This window comes from Edaphobacter sp. (genome assembly GCF_028283685.1).
Taxonomy (GTDB): domain Bacteria; phylum Acidobacteriota; class Terriglobia; order Terriglobales; family Acidobacteriaceae; genus Edaphobacter.
On sequence record NZ_JAPWKF010000007.1, the window covers coordinates 434179 to 454017 of the forward strand.

Here is a 19839-nt window from a genome sequence, read left to right on the forward strand (position 1 = left end):
TCGCGAGAAGGAACAGGAAGACCATGGCACAGAAGAAGGTAGATGTCCTGATTATTGGTTCGGGACATACCGGCGGTATGGCCGCAAAGATCCTGACGGAAAAAGGTATCTCGTGCACGATGCTCGATGCGGGGCCAATGCTGAACTTCGAGAAGGATCGCGAACTGAAGCCTGTGAACGAGCTTCCTTATCGCGGCTTCGACGCACCGGGGCGTCTGCCCCACGTCTTTCAGGCGAGCGAGTTCAATGCGAACTTCTGGGTGGATGAGAAGACCAGCCCCTATTACCATCCGCCAGAGCAGCCCTATAACTGGGTTCGCGTTCGCAGCGTTGGCGGACGTTCGCCTGTATGGGGGCGGCAGTCATTCCGTCTGAGCGACTATGAGTTCAAGAGCAAGGATCATGACGGCTTCGGAGAAAACTGGCCTGTCTCGCTAAAAGACCTGGCACCGTACTACTCGCGCGTGGAAGAGATCTTTCGCGTGACCGGGCACACGGATGGTCTGCCGCAGTATCCGGATGGCAACTTTATCGAGGACAAGTCTCCGTGGTCGGGCGCCATGCAGCGATTTGTGGATGCCGGCAAGAAGATCGGCGTGCCGGTAACCAAGCCGAGGTCCTCTCTGGGCAAGGACGGCATGGCGGCATCACTGAATCTGCTGCTTCCGGATGCGGTAGCAACGGGCAAACTCACGATGATTCCGAATGCGATCGTGCGGCAGATTACGGTGGATAAGAATACCGGACTGGCCGATGGGGTTCTCTTCATCGATCGCCACTCGCATCGTGAGATGAAACTGAAGGCGCGAGTGGTCATCGTCGCGGCCGGGACACTGGAGACGACTCGTCTGCTGATGTTGTCGGAGATCTGTAATTCGAGCGGCGCGCTGGGCCATTACCTGACAGACCAGATTTACGGTGCAGGCATCATCTGCTCTGTTCCCGAGGCACGCGACGGTAAAGCGCCTCATGGCCTGATGGGTGGAGGAGCGCTGATTCCCCGGTTCCGCAACCTTGAGACCAAGAGCAATGGCTTCCTGCGCGGCTATGCGGTGAATGTCTCATGCAGCAACGGACCTTTCGACTCTCGCACGTTGCCCTTCTACGGCAAGGAGCTCGACCAGAAGCTTGAGAGCTATAACGGGAGCGGCTTTTCGACCAACATCATGGGCGAGACGCTCGGGCACTATGAGAATCATGTCACGTTGAATAAACAGGTCGTCGATGCCTGGGGTATTCCAACGTTGAATATTTACACCAAGTACACGGCCAACGAAACAAACATGACGAAGGACTATATCGACACCATGGCTGCGATGGCCGAAGCTGCGGGCTTTGAAGTCATGGTGAAGAACTATGAGTTCAATCCTCCGGGCTACTCGATTCACGAGCAGGGGACGGCCCGCATGAGCGACGATCCGAAGAAGGGCGTCGTGAATAAGTGGAACCAGAGTCATGACATGAAGAATCTGTTTATCTCCGACGCCAGTGTGTTTGTCTGCGCCGGATGGCAGAATCCGACGATTACGATGTGCGCACTCGCCATGCGTGCATCAGAGTATCTGGCGGAAGAGATGCGCAAGGGCAACGTTTAGCCTGATGTCATTTGCAACAACACCGATGCGCCGTTGATGACGGGAGACGGCCCTACTCTCCAGGAAGAGGTTGTATGCAGAAGTTTTTGCTTATGCTCACCGTACTGTTCTGCGCCGCCGGCGTTCTTCAGGCGCAGAACACCGATGCTTTGAAGCCTGCTCCTGCGCAGCCGATTGCCTTTAATCACAAGCTCCACATCGAAACTGCGAAGATGAGCTGTAACGATTGCCATGAGCCACGTGGCACCGGCATGACGGTCGCGATGCCGCAGCCACCAAAGTGCATGCGCTGCCATGCCACGGTCGCTACCGACAAGCCGGATATCAAGCGTCTCGCCGAGGCGGCCAAGAATGAAGATCCTATCTTGTGGGTTCGCGTGTATCGTATACCGTCGTTTGTGAGCTTCAGCCATAAGACACATACCGATGCCGGTTCTACGTGTGAACAGTGCCACGGGCCTGTTGCCGAACGCACGGCGATTGCCCAGGAGAAAGACACCAGCATGGGCAGCTGCATTGCCTGTCATCAGGCCAAGGGCGCACCGTCGACCTGCGATACCTGCCATGCGATCATGTCGATGAATCGTGGATTTCCAGCCAATGCCGAGGGGGCAACTCTCGCTCGTCTTGGTATCCATGCGACGGACCATCCCACATTCAAAGCAACGCCGGAGGCAAAGAGCACCGGCGGCTTGCCTCAGCTCGCAGCAGTTGCCAACTTTTTGTTCGCTCCCCCGTTGTCGGTTCAATAGCTGACAAAACCTGCATCCTGCAAACTAAGCTAAGGCGCACGTCCTGCGCGTCGTTCTCTCGAACGAGACCACTCGAGCAACCCCGAGTGGTCTCGTCACGATATCGAGCTCGACGTTGCTGCGCTGCGGCGCCCTATGATAAAAGCCCACAGAACAAGGCCCACGACTGCCCAGATGCTGCCTGCGACAAGTGCAAGTCGGCTGAGATTGCACCACAAGCAAAGACAGGTAAGCAGGCCACACACGGCGAGGAAGATATCCTTCCGCTTGCTTTGAAGATTGTCACGCGCCGCCCGCACCGCGCAGGCAAGATTCACCCCCATGAATGCGAGCAGCGCTCCATAATTCAACAACTCGGTTCCAAGTTCGTAACTGAACATCAGCGCGCCGATCAAAGAGATGGCGCCGACCAGCAGCACATTATTTCGGGGAATCCGAGTGTGCGTCGACACGGAGCCAAAGAAGCGGCGAGGGAGAGCGCCATCCTGCCCCATCGCGTAGAGAAGGCGAGCAGCGCCCAGTTGGGATGCCATGCCCGATCCAACGGTGGCGACCAGCAGAGCACTGTTCACAATAAGGAAGAGTGCCGGGCCACCCAGCCTCTGCGCAACATGGACATAGGCCGTATCGATGTCGGGAAATGCCAATCCCTTTGGCCAGACTAACTGTGCGAGGTAGACTTCAATGCTCGCCAGAAGTCCTGTAACCAGGCAGGCAAAGACGATGGCACGAGACACATCGATCTCAGGCCGGACAGCTTCATCGCTAAGCGTAGAGATGCCGTCGAAACCGATGTATGTCAACACTGCGATCGATGTCCCGCTAAGCAGGCCGGATGGGCTGAACGTGCTGCGGTCATAAAAGGGTTTCAGGAAAAAAGCCGTCCCAGGATGATGCAGATGCAAGAGCCAGCGAACTCCCTGGGCGAGCACCAAAAGGATGACGAGCCCAAGCGCCGCGGCCATTCCGCGATTGATCCGCGCAGACGTCTCTACCCCGAAGCAGTTCAATGCACTAAAAAATATTGCGAAGAATATTGCCAGAATCGGATAAGGGATATGCGGTAGAAAATTCATCACGGCGCGGCTGCACCATATAGTGCAGATCAAGGGATTGAGGACGTAATCCATGATCAGACACCAGCCCGTGACGTACCCCAGACCGGGGTGCAGTTCCTTACCGACGTATAGAAATGCAGATCCTCCCTGCGGATAGACTCGCGCCATCTTTCCATAGCTGATGCTGGTAAACAGCATTGCAACCATCGCAAGGAGGATTGCCGTGACCACGTGTCCGTGCGCTTTGGTGTAGATCACACCGAAGCTCGGCATGGGAGCCGTCGGCTGGATCAGGACGATGCCATACAACAATAGATCGGAGAAACGTAGGGTCCGCCGCAGACTCAGGCGGTCAGAAGTACCGTCTTGCATGGAGATTCCTTAGGTGTACAACGGCTCAATGATCGTCTTAGTATCTCCCATTCATTCTTTTATATAGCTGCCATGCAATAGCTACCATGCCGCCCCTGGAAGCCAGATGCAGCCCCACTGTCGAAGCGCGAGTCTCATCCCTGCGGTCGGAGGATGGTTGGAGTATCCGATCAGCAAGCTGGAATGCGCAAAACGATCGCCCGAGGCGCTCCCGCCCCGAGCGACAGTCTCCCCACTACCGCGTTATTGGTGAGGAACGAATACCAGAAGATGGTTGGCGACAGGGCGCTCCATGCCTAACACCCCAGCCTGCATGACCCGGTTGAGGATCTTTGCCCTGCCGTCTTTTCCTTCTACGACCAGCGTGCTCGATCCACCACCATCGAGATTGATGGCATCGCTGGCTCCGAGCCGCAAAAGAACTCGACTCAGCTCCGGCCCTGTCATTCCGACACTTCCTGGCTGGCGACCATCGACCACGACGATCCATGCCTTATCGCGGTTGCTGGAGAGACCGAAGGCGGTGCGTGGCTGAGGTTTGAGATAGTAGTCAAGGGTGGAGGGAACGATCTGCCCCTGCTTCAGCAGTCTTGGACCGGCCGCGACACCATCGAGGAATTCTGCAGGACACTGCTGGCCATCGACGATCGTGCCCTCCGCATGACGGAAGCACAGCATCGCATCGACGCGCGGGTCAAGATCGGTCTCGACCGGTGAGACGGTCTGGCCATCAGAGAGCGCGGCTCCCGAAACATTGACCGGCTCGCCTACATGCGGATAAAAGCCCGTACCATTCTTTCCACCGCGAAAAGGGAGAAAGTACATTGCGTTGATTGCAAGCTGAGCGTGGCGCTCTTCCAGATAAGTGCTTGTAAGGCGCGCGGTGTACTCCATACCCTGTGAACGGTCTGCCGGGGTCACGGCAAATCGAAGTCCGGGCGTCTTCAACGCAATCTCCACGATATGAACTAGGGCCGGGATCTCGCCCGTGATGGTCAACTCTTCATAGCGCATCCCCGGCCAGAGCTGCGTTGGAGCAGGGATGGCCTGCTGACAGAGTGCCGACATTGCTGTGAGTGCGAGGACACACCAGACTGCAAGGCTGCGGATGGTCTGAGCCACGGTCTGCTGGCGTCGAGTCGGACGTGCGACCGTGCGAGTAATCACTGCGAGATAAGGCCGTAGCCCGATGCAATTCATAACGAAGATGGTCCTTCCTAATCTCTGTTGGAAGCGATGCTCTGCGGAGGCGTGCCACCAGGAATTTCCCCGGCAGCACGCGCAATGCTGCGGCCTAGAAGTTAACTTTGGCCTGCAGTTGCAGGATGCGAGGCATGAAGTTCTGTCGGGCCGAGCTCTGAGTGCTCAGAATGCGGCCAAAGTTCGCATTGTTGATGTCGGTCACCGGATTTCCCCGGCCGGCCCGGTTCAAGGCATTGAAGGCATCCATGCGAATCGAAATGGAGCGACGCTCTTTCCACCCGAAGGACTTCTGAATGCCTATGTTCTCGAAGGCGTATCCCGGCCCCTGGACGTTAGGCAATATGGTTGGAACATTGCCCTTGGCGAGACCGACGTGGTGGTTAGAGGTATACGCCACATGACTGAAGGCTGCGGGATTCAGGTAGAGCGGCCCCGTGTTGTGTACCGTGTCGATGAAGCCGCTGCGATCCAGCTTGATGGGCTCACCGGTGAGGTTCGGCCTGCTCGTGGCGAAGAGGCCGTTCGTGACCAGGCCGTCGGTAATAGAGAGGGTATCTCCGGACTGATAGATCCCGTTGCCGACAATCTTCCAGCCTCCTGCAATCCAGTCGAGCGGTCCGTGAAGGCTTACGAGCCTGCCTCTTCCGAAGGGAAGCTCGTAGACAGCCGTAATTTTGAACAGTTGCGGCACATGGATAAACGAGGCAACTCCCTTGGCCGCCTTCTTGTCATAGACATCCTGCAGGCCGCTATTGGTGTTGGTGAGCGTCTTCGACCAGGAGTAGGTGGCGAAGAATGAAAGGCCGTTGCTCATTCGCTTGGTCAGCGTCGCCTGCAGCGCATCGTAGCGAGACCAGCCGACACCGGGATCGAACAAGGTGACACCACCGCCAGCGAACTGCGGATAGGGTGCAAGCGCCTGGCGCACTGTCCCGTTGAATCCGCTGTACGGAAGCGGGATCTCCGGATGCTGCGAGATGTTATCCAGGAGAGCATCGCCGTACTTCTCCAGGTAGCTGACCGGCAGTTGGTTCATCTGAGTCAGCTGTGAGGCACGAATTCGGCGTCCTGTGTTTCCAATGTAGTTGATCTGGGCCACGACGCCCTTCCCCATGTCGACCTGCACGCCGAAGGTGTAGTTGGCATAGAGAACGGGCTTCGATCCCTTCGGATTGTTCACCGTCACACTCTGCAGGTTAAGCTGTGTGGGGTCGTAGTTCGGCAGAGATGTGGTCGGCGCTGGATAGGGATCGCTTAATCTGGCGACTGCCATGTCGGCGTAGGGCTGAGGGTTCGTCGTGGAGTTGACTGCGATGGAGGCGGAGTATCCGGTCGAGGAAGGCAGCGTCTGTCCCTGGAAAGGTTCGGCGCTGTACACCGGGGCCTGCGTGTTCATTCCGAAGCCGCCGCGAAAGACGACACGGAGAGCTGGGGTGTAGGCAAATCCGACACGTGGCAAAAAGAGCTTCCAGTCAGGATCTTCGAAGCTGGTCTGCTTCAACTGGCTCGCGAAGACCAGGGCTCCGGGGAGATTTCCCGCGGCCGTGTTGGGAACCGTCAGATCGACGCCGCTCCACTGCCCATTGGTCTCGTAGAGCTTGCCGACAAACTCCCAGCGGAGGCCGAGATTCAGAGTGAGGTTGCGTGCCGCCTTCCAGTCATCCTGTACGTAGAGGCCGGCCTGACGCCTGCGATAGTGCTGATTTCCAGCGTAGATCGTGCTGGAAAGCGAGTTCACCTGGCCAAGCAGGAAGCTGGCAACTGCATTGCCGGCGTAACTGGTCGTCGCAGTGCCGTCGTCGGTCAGAGCGCTGCTGAAGCCGTAGGTTCCCGGAGCCGTGCCGTTGGTCCAGTTGGTCGAATAGAAGCGTCCTTCGAAGCCGGCCTGAAGCTGATGCGCTCCATGGTTGACGTAGATCTGATCGATCAGCATGAAGTCGGAGTTACCGCGAAGCTGCCCCTGGTAGGCACCCGCGATACCGAGTGTTTGAGTTCCACCGCCAAGAGCAGAAGCGCCCGAGAAGTCGATTGTGGGGAAACCATAACCACCATAGTTCGGAATCCCCAGTTCGGCGGCCCACTTGCGGTTAGATTGCACAGGATCGAAGGAGATCGGAGCGCGGAACCATCCGGCTCCAAGGTGATTTGAGATAGACGGTGTAATCGTCCAGTAATGATTGATGCGGGCGATGTGGTTCTTGAAGACCTGGTTGTAGCCGGTATCAAGGATATTGTTTTCACTGGGAAGCGACCAGCACGGGCCACAACCATTAATGCTCTTTCGATCGTTGTAGTCGTAGAAAAGCGATAGCTTCTGATTGGAGGTCAGCACCTGATCCAGCTTGGCTGCGATGAAGTGCTGCATGATCGTCGGCACTGTACTGGCGAGGGTCGGAATGTTATTGACGACCTGGTTGCTCAGAAAGTTCGTGGGCAGTTTCTGCTTCAGAATATTTGTGGCGACAGGATTAAACTGCGTCGTCGCAATCTTATTGTTGGCATAAGGATCGCGCACAAAGCCATTCGATTTTGCGATCCTGCCGGTCGCCGAATCGACCTCGCCCTTCGACAGCGTGCGAGTCGTATCCGGGTTGTAGATCTGTCCGAAGACAACAGGCCGACCGAGAATGTCGGTCGTAATCGTCTTTCCCGAGTTCGCATTCAGGGTCTTCGACGGATCGAGCCATGCGGAAAAATCTCCGTCCAGCATCTCGGGGGTCGGGATCGTCGCGTTGGATCCTCCGAAGCCCAGATTGTTAAAGCTGTCGCGCTCGTAGTTGAAGAAGAAGAAGCTCTTGTCTTTGCCGTTGTAGACCTTTGGAATCGAAATCGGTCCGCCGAGCGCCACGCTGAACAGGTTGAAGCGGTTCTGCGCACGTACCTGCCCTGCCTGCTTGGCAGCATAGCCGTTCGCATTGAAAGCCTCATTCTGAAATATTCCGGTAAGCGAACCATGCAGATTATTGGTTCCAGACTTGATGGAGACGTTGGTGACCGCCGTTCCGCCGCCGTTGTATTGAGAGTGAATGACACCCGTCTGAACGCTCATCTCCCGGACGGCATCGACACTTGCGCCCTCCTCGGCGGTATCCATCGTACCCAGCGGAACGCCTTCGAAGTAGATCTCGTTGGACCGGGTCTGTCCTCCATTAATGGAGCCGGTAAACGAGACGCCCGTAGCTCCGGGCAGGTTGTTATAGAGGTACTGCGAGATGTCACGCTCTCCGCCGGTCGCCAGCAGCGGCCAGTCCTCCATCTCCTCCTTGCTGATGATGACGTTAATTTGTGGCGATCCTGTTTCCAGGAGTTCCGCGCTATTGGTGACCTCGACAACCTGGGAGGTGGAAGCGATGTCGAGGGTCAGGTTGACCGTTTGCAGCTGACCGACATGGAAGATCACATTCTTCACGATGGACTCGCTGAATCCGTTATGAAGAGCCGCGATGTCATAGGTGCCGGGGGGGAGTGACGGGACACTGTAGAGGCCGGCCGAGGTCGTGGTCGCGCTGTAAACGACACGGGTCTCGCTATTGGTCGCCTCGATCCGAGCCTCCCCTACCGCGGCCCCGCTCCGATCCAACACCTGCCCTGTCAATCCTGCGTTCGATCCCTGCTGCGCGAAGAGAAGAGAGGAAACCGAGAAGAACAGGATCATCACTGCGAGCTGAAGCAGACGACATCCTGCCTGCCGATCTCCCTTCCGGACACCCGGGCGCGACGGGTCCTGGAAGAAGGATTCGTTTCTGGTGCCCCATGGAAGGGGCGCTGTACTGGACGTGTGCATGGTATGGATCTCCGAGGAGCTTCGAATGTCACAACCCTTGTGAATTGAGGTCATCGTGACATCACGAACCGGAGTAAAAGAATGCAGCTCACGGGTAGATCCACGTGAACCACGGGTCTCTTCGGACAGCGATTTACCTGCATGTAACATTCACAACCTTTGCATCTGACTGTGCTAGAGTCGCCTACGTTGATGAAGTGATGATTACCTCAGAGCACAGTAGTCAGGAGTCATGGAGAACACACCCTGACGGTCGGTCAGAAGATCCGCGCTGGCAGGCGACAGAGCGCTTGCTTGCCAGCAGCAGCTTTGTTCGATCGGAACGCATGAGTGCCTTCCTGCGCTATATTGCCAACTGCGCCATCGAGGATCGTACTGCTGAAAGCACGGAACAGTTAATCGGGATTCGTGTCTTCGGACGTGCTCCGGGATACAACACCAGCGAGGATACGGTGGTTCGGACCACCGCACGCCAGCTCCGTCAGCGCCTGGCCCTGTACTACCAGGAAGAGGGCGCGCACGATCCGTTGCGCATTTATGTACCGCGCGGCGCCTACGTTCCATCCTTTCAGGATATGGCGTTGCAGACTCCAGCAGACGACGCCCAGACCTCTCGTCCCATGGCTGCGCCCCGCTTCGAGGAGCTGGCAGCTCCTCCCTCGCAGGAAGATGTGGTGATACCGGCTTCTGCCGATATCCATGCTCCCGCACCATCCTCCTGGAAGAAGATGGGCGGTCTCCTGCTTCTTGGGGCAGTTATGGCGTTACTGATGCAATGGTGCATGGCGACGCTGCAGCAGCGTTCCTACCAGACGGCCCCGTTATGGAGGCAGCTCTTCGACAGTCGCCACAGGACTATTTTCGTTCCAGGCGATGCCGGGCTGAACATGTATAACAACGAGGCGCGCCTACCGCAGCCACTTAGTTTGAATGAATACATCCAGGGACGATTCGGAACAGCCTCAGCCAACACACCAGCATCGTTTCGGGAGCAGCACATCGTGGGTGCGCCTCTGGCGAATCGCCGCTACACCACTGTCTCCGACCTTGATCTGGAGGAACGGCTTACCCGTGCGCCGTATTATCGCGCCGACCAGTTCAGTGTGGCCTATCCCCGGGGCCTCTCTGTCGAGAGCTTTCGCAATAGGAACGTTGTCCTCGCCGGTGCTCCTGTGTATAACCCCTGGGTTGCGCTCTTCGACTCCAATCTCAACTTTCACTTCGTCTACGACAACACAAATGGCTCCAACCGCCTCTATGTCGTCAACCGAAAGCCCAGAGCCGGAGAACCGTCGCAATACAACTTCAATGGTGACGAAGGATTTGGCTACATTGCTCTCACCGACAATCCAAATGAGGGGGGCAAGGTGCTATTGATCGAAGGGACGGCTCATCCCGGGGTGGATGCCTCCATCGCCTTTCTCTTCGACGATTCCAGAATGGGAGCCGTGGTGACCAAGGCTCTTCGCTCGCATGGCGGCTCTGGAAACTTCGAGATCCTGCTCCGCAGCCACTTTGTCGGGGCCAATGGAACCGATACCACCATCGTCAGTTCGCGATTCTATTAGGACGTATTGACCTTGCGTGATCGATGCGCAAGCGATGGCCAACGATCTGAGCCTTCGCGCATACTTGTCATCGCTGCATGCGAGTTGCAGAGAGGTGAGCCGATCGAGCCACGGGCTATGCTCATCATCGATCCATATCCGATCGCGGTTTACTCAGAAGCTATCTGGACAATCTTCGGGATCAATAATGGCAAGCACGCATCGGGGGTAGTAGCGGATGGCTACCGATAAGCTGCCGCTCCCGCGCCAGACGCCGGGCACCCGCATTGCCAATGTTTCGAAATCCGTCGGTCATTTTTGATGCACTCATTAGTAGCGAGGCGTAAACGATATCAAAATGATGCCTACTCAATCATGTCTCAAAGCAGTCACAGGATTCATCTTCATGGCCTTGAATGCAGGCAGGTAGCCTGCCAGCGTGCCCACCAGCAGCAGGATTAGCGATGCACTTGCAAGCGTTATGGGGTCGGCGGGGGAGAGACCAAAGATCATGTGCGCAATCAGCCGAGTCGCAGCAAGCGTACACGGAAGCCCCACAGCAATGCCGGCCACGGTAAGCAGGATTGCTTCGCGTAGAACCAGTTCCAGAATGCCTCTGCGCTGTGATCCCATCGCCATGCGAATGCCAATCTCGCGGGTTCGCAATGTCACAGCGTATGACATCAGGCCGAAAAGCCCAAAGCCGGCGATGAGCAGCGCGATGCAGGCAAACAATGTAGAGAGTGTTGCCGTCATCTGCTCATAGACAAAGGTATGTTCGCTTTTCTCTTCGAATGTCGTCATGCCAGTCGCGTACTCGTGATTAAAGGATCGTATCTCGTCAACAACGGCCTTGGTGATTTCGGTTGAGGCAGAGCCGCGCAGCAGAAGCGTTCCTCCACGGGCGAAATCGCGGAGTTGAAGCGCAGAGGTATAGATGACAGGCGCATTGCCATCGCGAATGTCCAGAATCCGTGCGCTTTGAGCGACCCCTACAATCTCAAGATCCTGGAAATCGGGTTGAACGCCAAAACGAATATGTTTCCCGATGGGACTGCCAGTGGGAAAGAGCTGTTTTGCGATAAGGCTATCGATGATGACCACCGCAGGATGCTGTTTGTCATCGAACCAGGTAAAGTCGCGGCCCGACATCAAGGGAATCGCAAGTGTCTTGAAGAAGCCGGGTGAAACGGCTGCGAGTGTTGCAGTGCTGTTCCCCGCGGGATTGGGATCGGATACGGTGGAGAGCGTCTCCTTCCATCCGCTGTCGCCGTTTGGCACGGAGAGGTTTGAAAAGGCGGCAGACTTGATCGATGGCAGGTTGGTCATGGCCTCAAGAAGCTGTCTGCGATAGCTGGCTGCATCGAGTTTTTCCTTATCCTGCGGCTGTGGCGAAAGATGAGCTTCTAACAGGCTCGCTCTCTCAAAGCCGGGATCGAAGGTGCGCAGACTCTTGAGGGTTCGCAGAAACAGCCCCGATGCCTGCAGCAGGATAAGGGAAATTGCGATCTGCGCGATGATGAGAGCCTTGCCCAGCGAGCCCAATCCATAACCAAGGGTGCGCTGGTCCACACACAGGCTTGTTGCAGGATGTTGCCGCGAGAGCTTCCATGCCGGGATAAGACCGATAAACAATCCGGTGAGAATGGCAGTGGCCGCGGCAAAGACACCTATGCGCCAATCGGGTCTCAGATCGAGCAGCACGGGAACGGCGGTGCCCTTCGCCAGAAGACGGACCAGGAGCTGGCTGCCCCAGAAGGCGAACAGCAGGCCGGACAACGCGCCCATCGTCGAGAGGAAGAGACTTTCGACCACGATCTGCCGAATGGCCTGCCATGGCGTGGCGCCCAGCGCGATGCGTGTGCTGATCTCGTGGCGGCGTGCGCTGGCGCGTGCCAGCATAAGGCTCGCCAGGTTGACGCAGACAACAAGCAGGATCAGCGCGACAATGCCCGAGAGCAGATAGAGCGGCTTCAGAAATTTGGACCGGAGATCAATATTTTTGCTGCCCGCGGATGCCGGGTCGATGCGGAACCGCATAGCAAGAAACGACTGGCGTCGTGGCCCTACGGTCTGCGTGGGAACAGTGTCCTCCAGCAGCCTGGGCCAGAATGTCTGCAACTGGGTGCGCGCCTGCTCGATGCTCGTTCCCTCGTTGAGCCGCCCGGTTACGAAGAGCCACAGCATCGATCGGCTTTCAAGATCGCTCAGTTGCGCTGCTCCGGCAGGAATGGTGATCTCGGGCGGCGATCCGACGATCATCCCCGTAAACCACTTCCGCGTAACTCCGATGATGGTGAACAGCTTGCCATCGATACGAATATCTTTGCCGACGACGGCAGGATCGCCGCCGAAACGCTCTTGCCACAGCTCATAGCCGATAACAGCAACCTGCGATACCTTGTTTCCCTGTGTGTCTCCGGGAGAGATCAGGCGGCCCATCAGCGGATTCGCGCCAAGAACGGTGTAGTAATTTCCGGTAACAGAGTGCACGAGCGATGCGGTAACGCTGCCGTTTGCTTCCACGTTGAAGTTCGCGCCCGCACTCCATCCACAGATACCGGAGAAGGCATGCTGCTCACGCTCCAGTTCGGCAAACATGGGATAGGAGATCGGGATACTGGAGTTGTTCCGGTAGATGCCGGAGAGTTGTATGAGCTGTTCGGGATGGGGCAGCGGGAGAGGCCGGAACACAAGAGCGTTGAAGACGGTGAAGATCGCAATGGCCGCCCCGATGCCGATGGCAAGAACGATGACCACGATGGAAGCGAAACCGGGGGTCCGCGTAAACGCCCGAAGTCCGTAACGTGCATCCTGCCGCAACGATCCCATAACGAGCCTCTCGGATACTGGTCAAATTCTAGAGGAATTTCGAGAAACGCCGAGTCGATCAGAGGAGAAAATCCAGACTCCCCGATGACGATTTCAGTCCGATGCACTCTCCGATGCACTCATTGACGGTCTCTTTCCGACGTCAAACGAACGATTCGACTTCGGCACGCCGGGGAACGAAAGATCTGGTGTCGAGTCACGAGCTATTCTGGAGTAAACCTCTACGGTCAGGTCACTGCGATTTTGCCTACCCACCAGAGATCTTCATCAGCAGACGAGTCTTCTGACAAAGCTGCACATCCAACTTGGTGATGAACGACGTGCGACAGTTCGTCCACCGGCCAGGAGGTACGCTGCGCCGCTACGTGCGTGAGATCCTGTGGATCAACTCGGAGAAATCCCGGGGACAGGTTCTACTGCCGGAGACCACGCTCACGCTCGTCTTACGACAGTCCGGTGCGGCGTCCCTGCACAACGAAATCCTCCCTAACACCATCGTCTCCGGTCTGCAGAAACACACTCGCATGATCGAGCACGCTGCCGGCTCCTCACTCATCATCGTTCGTTTCACTGAGGTCGGTGCTCCGTCGATCCTGCATGACCGCGTCGACCTCCTGTACAACCAGACCATATCGCTCGACAATCTCTTGCCTCGGCAGCAGATCGACCATATCCAGAACCTTCTTGCCGACACACGCGAGAGATCGGGCCAGATCCAAGCGGTGGAACGCTTTCTCTCCGGCCAAATCCGCGGGAAAAATGTTATCTCTCCGCAGATCGAAGCGGCTGCACGTATCATCCGCAACTCCCATGGACGGGCCTCCATTCGAGCGATTGCGCGTCATGCCGCCATGAGCCAAAGTGCGCTGGAGAGACACTTCCGTGCCGCAGTGGGCGCGACACCCAAAAAGCTCAGCCGTCTGGCCCGGTTGGAGCATATCTGCCGGCTGTGGGACACCGGGCAGACGCTGACAGAGATCGCCTTCGAAGCTGGCTACTGCGATCAATCGCACATGGTGCGCGACTTCCGTCTCTTCACCGGTACGTCCCCGGAAGAGTTTTTTCGGAACGCTCGCCCACGAAATCTGCCGATTTTTTACAAGTAGGGGACACCCCTCGTTCGCTACGCTCGCAGAATGAGACCTCGGTTTCGCCGTGCCCGCATTCATAGTCAATCCGGAAAAGCGAGCTTCTCGTTTGCAATGTTTCTCTGTCTTTCACTCCTGGTTCCCACCTGCAATCGCAGTTCGTCCCCTCTCAGCCTGCCAGACCACAGGGGAGTCCGTGAAGCACTATGCCCTGCTCTTGCATATCGCCCCGAACCGCCAGCCTTAGTCGCGGGAGACCGGAATCGCTCGAAATCTCTCAGAGGAACCTGAATGACAAAGACGAATGCGACGATCTATTGGATAGCAACCCTGTTCGTGGTGTGCATCATGACCATCTCCGGCGTGCTCGCGATCATCCGGTCGCCCGACATGATGAGAGCAATGGCACATCTGGGCTATCCGCCATACTTTTCAAATCTCCTGGGAGTGTCGAAGCTGGTCGGTGTCTGCGTGCTCCTCGTTCCCGGCCTTGCGAGGCTGAAGGAGTGGGCGTACGCAGGATTTGGGATTACCATTCTCAGCGCCTCCTACTCTCATCTGCTTTCGGGCGACGGACTCCTTTCCCTTGAACCACTGGTCACGTTCGTTGCATTGATCGTCTCCTACCTGATGCGTCCTTCCAGCCGCACATTTTTGTGGCCTGTTCTGAGCAATGCCACTTCTCAAGGTGAGGCAACACAGGCCTATAGCAGCACCAAATCTTTATCGACCGACAACGATAACCAGCTATGAGGAGAAGCAAACCATGAAACTCATCGTCCTGGGAGCTACAGGAGGCATCGGTCTCGAGACCGTTCGCCAAGCCATCGAAGACGGTCATTCTGTAACAGCATTTGTGCGTTCGCCGGAGCGGCTCAAACCATTTGGCAATCGCATCACGGTGAAGCAGGGCGACCTGTTGAATAGTATCGAGCTTGCAAAAGCAATCAGCGGTCACGATGCAATTTTGTCGGGATTCGGTCCGCGCGTGCCAGTTTCAAAAGCCGACGCCAACCTTCTCCGGGACTTCGCCACAACCCTGACAACCGCCATGCAGCATGCAGATATCCGGCGTGCCGTGATCGTATCCACAGCTTTCCTGTTTAAGGATTCGATCGTTCCCCCAACATATCTTCTAGGCCGCCTGTTTTTCCCAGGTGTGGTTATCGATGCCACCGCAATGGAGCAGATCATTGCGGAGAGCGGCCTCGACTGGACGATCGTGCGTCCCCCTCAACTTACTGACAAGCCGTTGACTGGTAAATACCGCGTTCAGACAGGCCATCTACCTCGTTTCGGCTTCAAAATCTCACGTGCGGATGTAGCCCGCTGTTTGATCGAAACCGCTGACGATCGTGCGTCCATCGGAAAGATTTTAGGCTTAAGCAACTAACGTCAGCACCTTTTCTTCTGTAAAGAGCCTTTCGAACACGCTTGGCACGTGCAATGACTTAATCGATGGTTCAACAGGATGTACCCATTCGAGCCGTTATGTGTCGTGCTCAGGCTGCTGCGCATGCCTGAAACATTCAAATGCAATCTGCCTAAGCAATAGCGATTGCTGCCAGCGGTCCGATTCTTCCACGTCACGAAAGCGCCGGGCGTAATAGATGTCCGCCGCCAAGAGTTCTGGCGTAAACGTGAGAAAAGGCTGTCTGGTTGCAGACGCAGCCATATATCCGGCAATCGCTGCCGTCCACAACATTCGAAAATGCAGAATATAAGGATGCTGCTCCGGGTTCCCATCGCCGAGATCGACCTGAATCGATCCAGGATTTCCAATGCGTCCATGCAAAAAACGTACGTTGCTTAAGATCGGAGCAATAAACTCGAGCTTTTTTTCGAAGCCTCCGTAGACCATCTCCTGGCCGGTGTACCAATGAGAGAAGTCGCCATTGAACTCCAGTGACGGAAAGCGTCGATGAAAGCCTACCGTTCGCCACATATCCTGAAAGATCGTTGCACGATGTGTTTCGACATACAGAGGAACGGAGTACCTGGCTGAAGCATCAAGAACCGCATCGATCAGACGGAAAGCATCGTCATCGTCTTCGAGACCCCAGCCCACATGCAAGGTAAGACATTCCAGTCCCAGCTGCTTCGCCTGCCCGGCACACAAGTCAGCATCCGCGGGGTTATTGACTCTTGCGGGATTTGGCTGCCAGCCAAACTTCGTGGCGATCGTGACGGAACCGCCATAGGGCTCCAGCGCTTCGCCAAGAAGTTCTTCGTTGAGGAGCGGCCCCCTTCCAGTGACTGCACTGCAGAGCGAATACTCCTTCGGCAATCGGGGCGATGCCAGCGCACGGCCTCGCATGGTTTCGGACCTAAAAAATTGTCGATTTATATGAATAAATTCTCGCGAATGGAAATCTGACGGAGCACGAGCAAATGTGGACTTGGTTGCCTCCCAGGGAGTAACAAGCATTGAAAATAAGGGATATAGATCTTGCGATGGTGTACCACGCCGGCAAGTATCTCGTGAGCTTTTGCAGTCTCCGAAAAACAGAAGCAAATCAAATCAGGAAACTGCCCAATCTGCTTCGCCCAATTCAGAGATTTTTATTTTCGCGTTATACCGCAGTGAACAACTAAAAGTCGACCCTCAACATAAATTGAAGCTCTCGCGGAGTGCCCGTTCCCACGGGGTTGCTGTTGAACGATGTCGTGATGACGCCAAAGTTATTCGGATTTGCCGAACTTCCTGTCGGCGCGGCCCACACTGCAGCTGGTGTGCCATAGTGTGCAACATTGAAGAGATTGAAGGCTTCGGCTCTGAAGCTAGCACCAACTCTCTCAGTGATGACAAAGCGCTTTTGTAGCGAAGTGTCCATCTGCCATAGACCCGGCGCACGGGCGATATTACGGCCAGCGTTTCCGTGTGTTCCTACGGCGGGAGCGGAGAAGGCTGCGATGTTCAGCCAGCTTCCCGGCGTTTGCGACGACGGATATAACGGCACTCCAATGACACGATTCGGTCGTTGATTCTTATTCAACTGATCGGGTAGATCACCAGCGCTTCGGCTCATGGTGACATTGATCGGCAAGCCGCTACGCGCAGTACCCAGCGCACCAAACTGCCAACCGCCAAGAAGAAAATCTGTGGCGCGAGATGCCTGTGACAGGAACCTGTGTCCCCGGCCAATTGGTAGTTTCCAGATCGTGCTCGCCGCAAAGTAGTGACGCATGTCCTGATCGCTCGAAGCGATTTCACAACGGTGGCAGTAATAATCCTGAGGAATGTCCGCCTCTCCACCACCCAGACCACCATTATCGATCGAGTGCGAGTACTGGTAGTTAGCTGAGATCAATAAGCCTGTATTCATGCTGCGCTGTAGGCTGGTTTGAAACGCGTGAGTATGTGCGTCGTTTGCGAATCCGCGATAGTCAATCGTTGAATAACCCGCATAAGGCCTAACGCCAGTCGTTGGATTAATCCCGTTCAATGTCACGTCAGAGAAAGCATGGCTTGTTTTGTTTCCAAAGTAAGCCACCTGCCAGATTGTATTTCTCGCAACTTCGTTCTGCACCGAGAGCGTCCACTGATTCGATGCTGTATCGCGACGGTTGATGGGTGATCCCGAGGGGCTAAAACTGTAAGCTACCGCGCCCAGATAAGGAGTCGTCGGATAGCTGAGTCCAGGTGCCTGCTTTTGGGTTAGCGTGTACTTGGTCGCCAGATTTCCAATTGGCGTGCCAAGGTTTCCAAACTGCCCGTCACCATAATAGATTCCGAAGCCTGCACGAACGGCTGTCTTACGCCCCAAGACAGGAGGCTGCCAGGCAATACTAATGCGCGGCGAAAAATCGGCCAGATTAGGCTTATACCACTGCGTTCCTGTGGGGCATATGACTTTGATACAGTTGAGCGGATCGACGACGATCCCACGTCCCAGGACCTCATGATCGACTCCGAAGTATTCGTAACGCAAACCTATATTTGCGGTGAAGTGCGGCGACATCTGGAACTGATCCATGACATAACCAAATGTTTCGGTCATACGCTGACCTGTAAGAGGCACAACGCCGGCATAGCTATCAGAGTCCATTACGTTGTTCGTAAAGTTAGCCAGGCTGGTATAGGTGTAAATCTCATCGGCGACGCTCGGCGACGACTTGTTTTCCTGGATACGGCGCACAGTGGCACCAAACTTGATTGTGTTCCTGCCACGCACCAGGGTCACGTCATCGACAAACGAGAACGAGTTATCGTAACGAACGGACCCGGTGGGATCATCCAGCTTTGTGAAGCCGGTGACGACGGTTGAGAAAGGTAGCGTGTTGGTCTCGCCTTGTGTAAAAGCCGCGCGATTGAAACCGAAGCGTGCGTCGTTCATCAAGCTTGAGTTGAGGGTATTCTGTACCCCCACCACCACGCTCGGCGTTTCAAGCGTGGTAAAAGCCGAGCCCGTCAGGTCACCTGGTGTGGTCAACGAATAATGGTCGGTACTGTAGCGCACAAACGCATTCATACGGTCGCTCAGGTGATAGTCCACACGAAGAAGTCCCGAATCCTCATGGTCGACCTGGCGACCGCTTCCGTACCATGTCATCACATCCGGGTTGCTGGTTGCCACCGTGCCAATTGGGTATTGCGCAAGAATCGGTGACAAGGATGGAGACTTTGCCAACGTCGCCGTACGATATGAAGCACTGGGGACCGAGCCCGTCACGACCTGGTCGAGAACTTGGCGCAACGATTCGTAGTTCGCAAAGAAGAAGAGTCTCTTCTTCAGGAGCGGACCTCCGAGGTTGGCACCGAAGTTATTCAAACGGAGCGGAGGTAGTGCACCGTGCGAGCCCCACGGTGCAGCATCAAAAACATCGTTCCGTATAAACTCCCACGCTGCCCCATGAAATAGGCTTGTTCCCGACTTTGAAACAAGCTCTATCTGGCCGCCTGGCGTTCCTCCCTGATCTGCGCCATAGGCTGTGCTGTTTGCGCGGAACTCCGCAATCGCTTCAGTCGATGGTTGTAGACGAATTGCAACTTTTTGGTACTGATGATTGATTCCAGAGTTGTCCACACCGTCCAGATGCCAGGAATTATCCTCCGCAGAGAGGCCGGCAAATCGCACTTGATCCTGCGTTCCAGTACCAGAATCAATTGCTCCTGGCACAAGCGCCACCAGACTGACATAGTTGCGGCCGTTCAGTGGAAGATCCTGCGCCTGGCTGCCATGCACGACTCCGCCAATTTCGGCAGAAGAGGTAGAAAGACCGGAGTCGGCGGCCGTCACTTCGACCTGAGACGCTACGCTCTCCAGCGCTAGTTGAATCGCCACGGTTCGCGTTTGTCCCACGTCGAACGTTAGGTTTTCAAGTTCGCGCTTTCCGAATCCGCTGGCCGTGAAACGCGCGACATACGTTCCTACCGGCAGCGACGCAATAGTAAACACGCCCTCTTGATTGGTCTTGCTGGTACGGTCTTGACCCGTCGCAAGTGAATGAACCGTGACCTCGGCGCCCGCAATACGCGCACGAGCGGCGTCGGTGACTGTACCCGTCAGAGTTCCTCTATCGGTTTGTGCAAAGACAGAAGATACACACAATAATGGGAGGAGAAATACCGCAAGCTTCTTCATGTCGACTCCTTGAGCAAGGTGGA

At 56.0% G+C, this 19839-nt stretch carries 12 protein-coding genes; 6 read left to right on the forward strand and 6 right to left on the reverse strand.

Annotated elements, in window-relative coordinates; genetic code table 11:
• The first annotated feature begins 23 nt into the window (after positions 1-23).
• Both PW789_RS12595 and PW789_RS12600 read left to right on the forward strand, forming a co-directional pair.
• On the forward strand, positions 24-1595 hold the full coding sequence (locus PW789_RS12595) for a GMC family oxidoreductase (protein WP_299376828.1): 1572 nt from the start codon (positions 24-26) through the stop codon (positions 1593-1595).
• A gap of 74 nt (positions 1596-1669) precedes the next feature.
• Positions 1670-2347 (forward strand): cytochrome c3 family protein, encoded by a 678-nt coding sequence (locus PW789_RS12600; protein WP_299376831.1) that lies wholly within the window; start codon positions 1670-1672, stop codon positions 2345-2347.
• 95 nt (positions 2348-2442) lie between these two features.
• Here PW789_RS12600 and PW789_RS12605 read toward each other — a convergent pair whose 3' ends face one another.
• From PW789_RS12605 to PW789_RS12615, 3 genes are all read right to left on the reverse strand, one after another.
• Positions 2443-3777: an APC family permease gene (locus tag PW789_RS12605; protein WP_299376834.1), complete on the reverse strand. Its 1335-nt coding sequence runs from the start codon at positions 3775-3777 to the stop codon at positions 2443-2445.
• A gap of 243 nt (positions 3778-4020) precedes the next feature.
• Entirely contained in the window at positions 4021-4977 is a 957-nt protein-coding gene (locus PW789_RS12610) for a phosphodiester glycosidase family protein (RefSeq protein WP_299376836.1), read from the reverse strand.
• A gap of 94 nt (positions 4978-5071) precedes the next feature.
• On the reverse strand, positions 5072-8764 hold the full coding sequence (locus tag PW789_RS12615) for a TonB-dependent receptor (protein ID WP_299376839.1): 3693 nt from the start codon (positions 8762-8764) through the stop codon (positions 5072-5074).
• 326 nt (positions 8765-9090) lie between these two features.
• Here PW789_RS12615 and PW789_RS12620 point away from each other — a divergent pair, with 326 nt between their 5' ends.
• A complete protein-coding gene (locus PW789_RS12620; RefSeq protein WP_299376842.1) occupies positions 9091-10332 on the forward strand; it encodes a hypothetical protein in 1242 nt (413 codons plus the stop codon).
• Between the two features lie 348 nt (positions 10333-10680).
• Here the strand turns inward: PW789_RS12620 and PW789_RS12625 are convergent, their stop codons facing one another.
• Positions 10681-13143 (reverse strand): ABC transporter permease, encoded by a 2463-nt coding sequence (locus PW789_RS12625; protein ID WP_299376845.1) that lies wholly within the window; start codon positions 13141-13143, stop codon positions 10681-10683.
• Positions 13144-13463: 320 nt separating this feature from the next.
• Here PW789_RS12625 and PW789_RS12630 point away from each other — a divergent pair, with 320 nt between their 5' ends.
• From PW789_RS12630 to PW789_RS12640, 3 genes are all read left to right on the forward strand, one after another.
• Entirely contained in the window at positions 13464-14249 is a 786-nt protein-coding gene (locus PW789_RS12630) for a helix-turn-helix domain-containing protein (RefSeq protein ID WP_299376848.1), read from the forward strand.
• A 273-nt stretch (positions 14250-14522) separates the two neighbouring features.
• Positions 14523-14984 carry a DoxX family protein gene (locus PW789_RS12635; RefSeq protein WP_299376851.1) on the forward strand — a complete coding sequence of 154 codons (462 nt, stop codon included), beginning with the start codon at positions 14523-14525 and terminating at the stop codon, positions 14982-14984.
• Positions 14985-14997: 13 nt separating this feature from the next.
• Positions 14998-15624: an NAD(P)-dependent oxidoreductase gene (locus tag PW789_RS12640; RefSeq protein ID WP_299376854.1), complete on the forward strand. Its 627-nt coding sequence runs from the start codon at positions 14998-15000 to the stop codon at positions 15622-15624.
• Between the two features lie 96 nt (positions 15625-15720).
• Here PW789_RS12640 and PW789_RS12645 read toward each other — a convergent pair whose 3' ends face one another.
• Entirely contained in the window at positions 15721-16518 is a 798-nt protein-coding gene (locus tag PW789_RS12645) for a hypothetical protein (protein ID WP_299376857.1), read from the reverse strand.
• A gap of 304 nt (positions 16519-16822) precedes the next feature.
• A complete protein-coding gene (locus PW789_RS12650; protein WP_299376860.1) occupies positions 16823-19816 on the reverse strand; it encodes a TonB-dependent receptor in 2994 nt (997 codons plus the stop codon).
• Between the last annotated feature and the right edge of the window lie 23 nt (positions 19817-19839).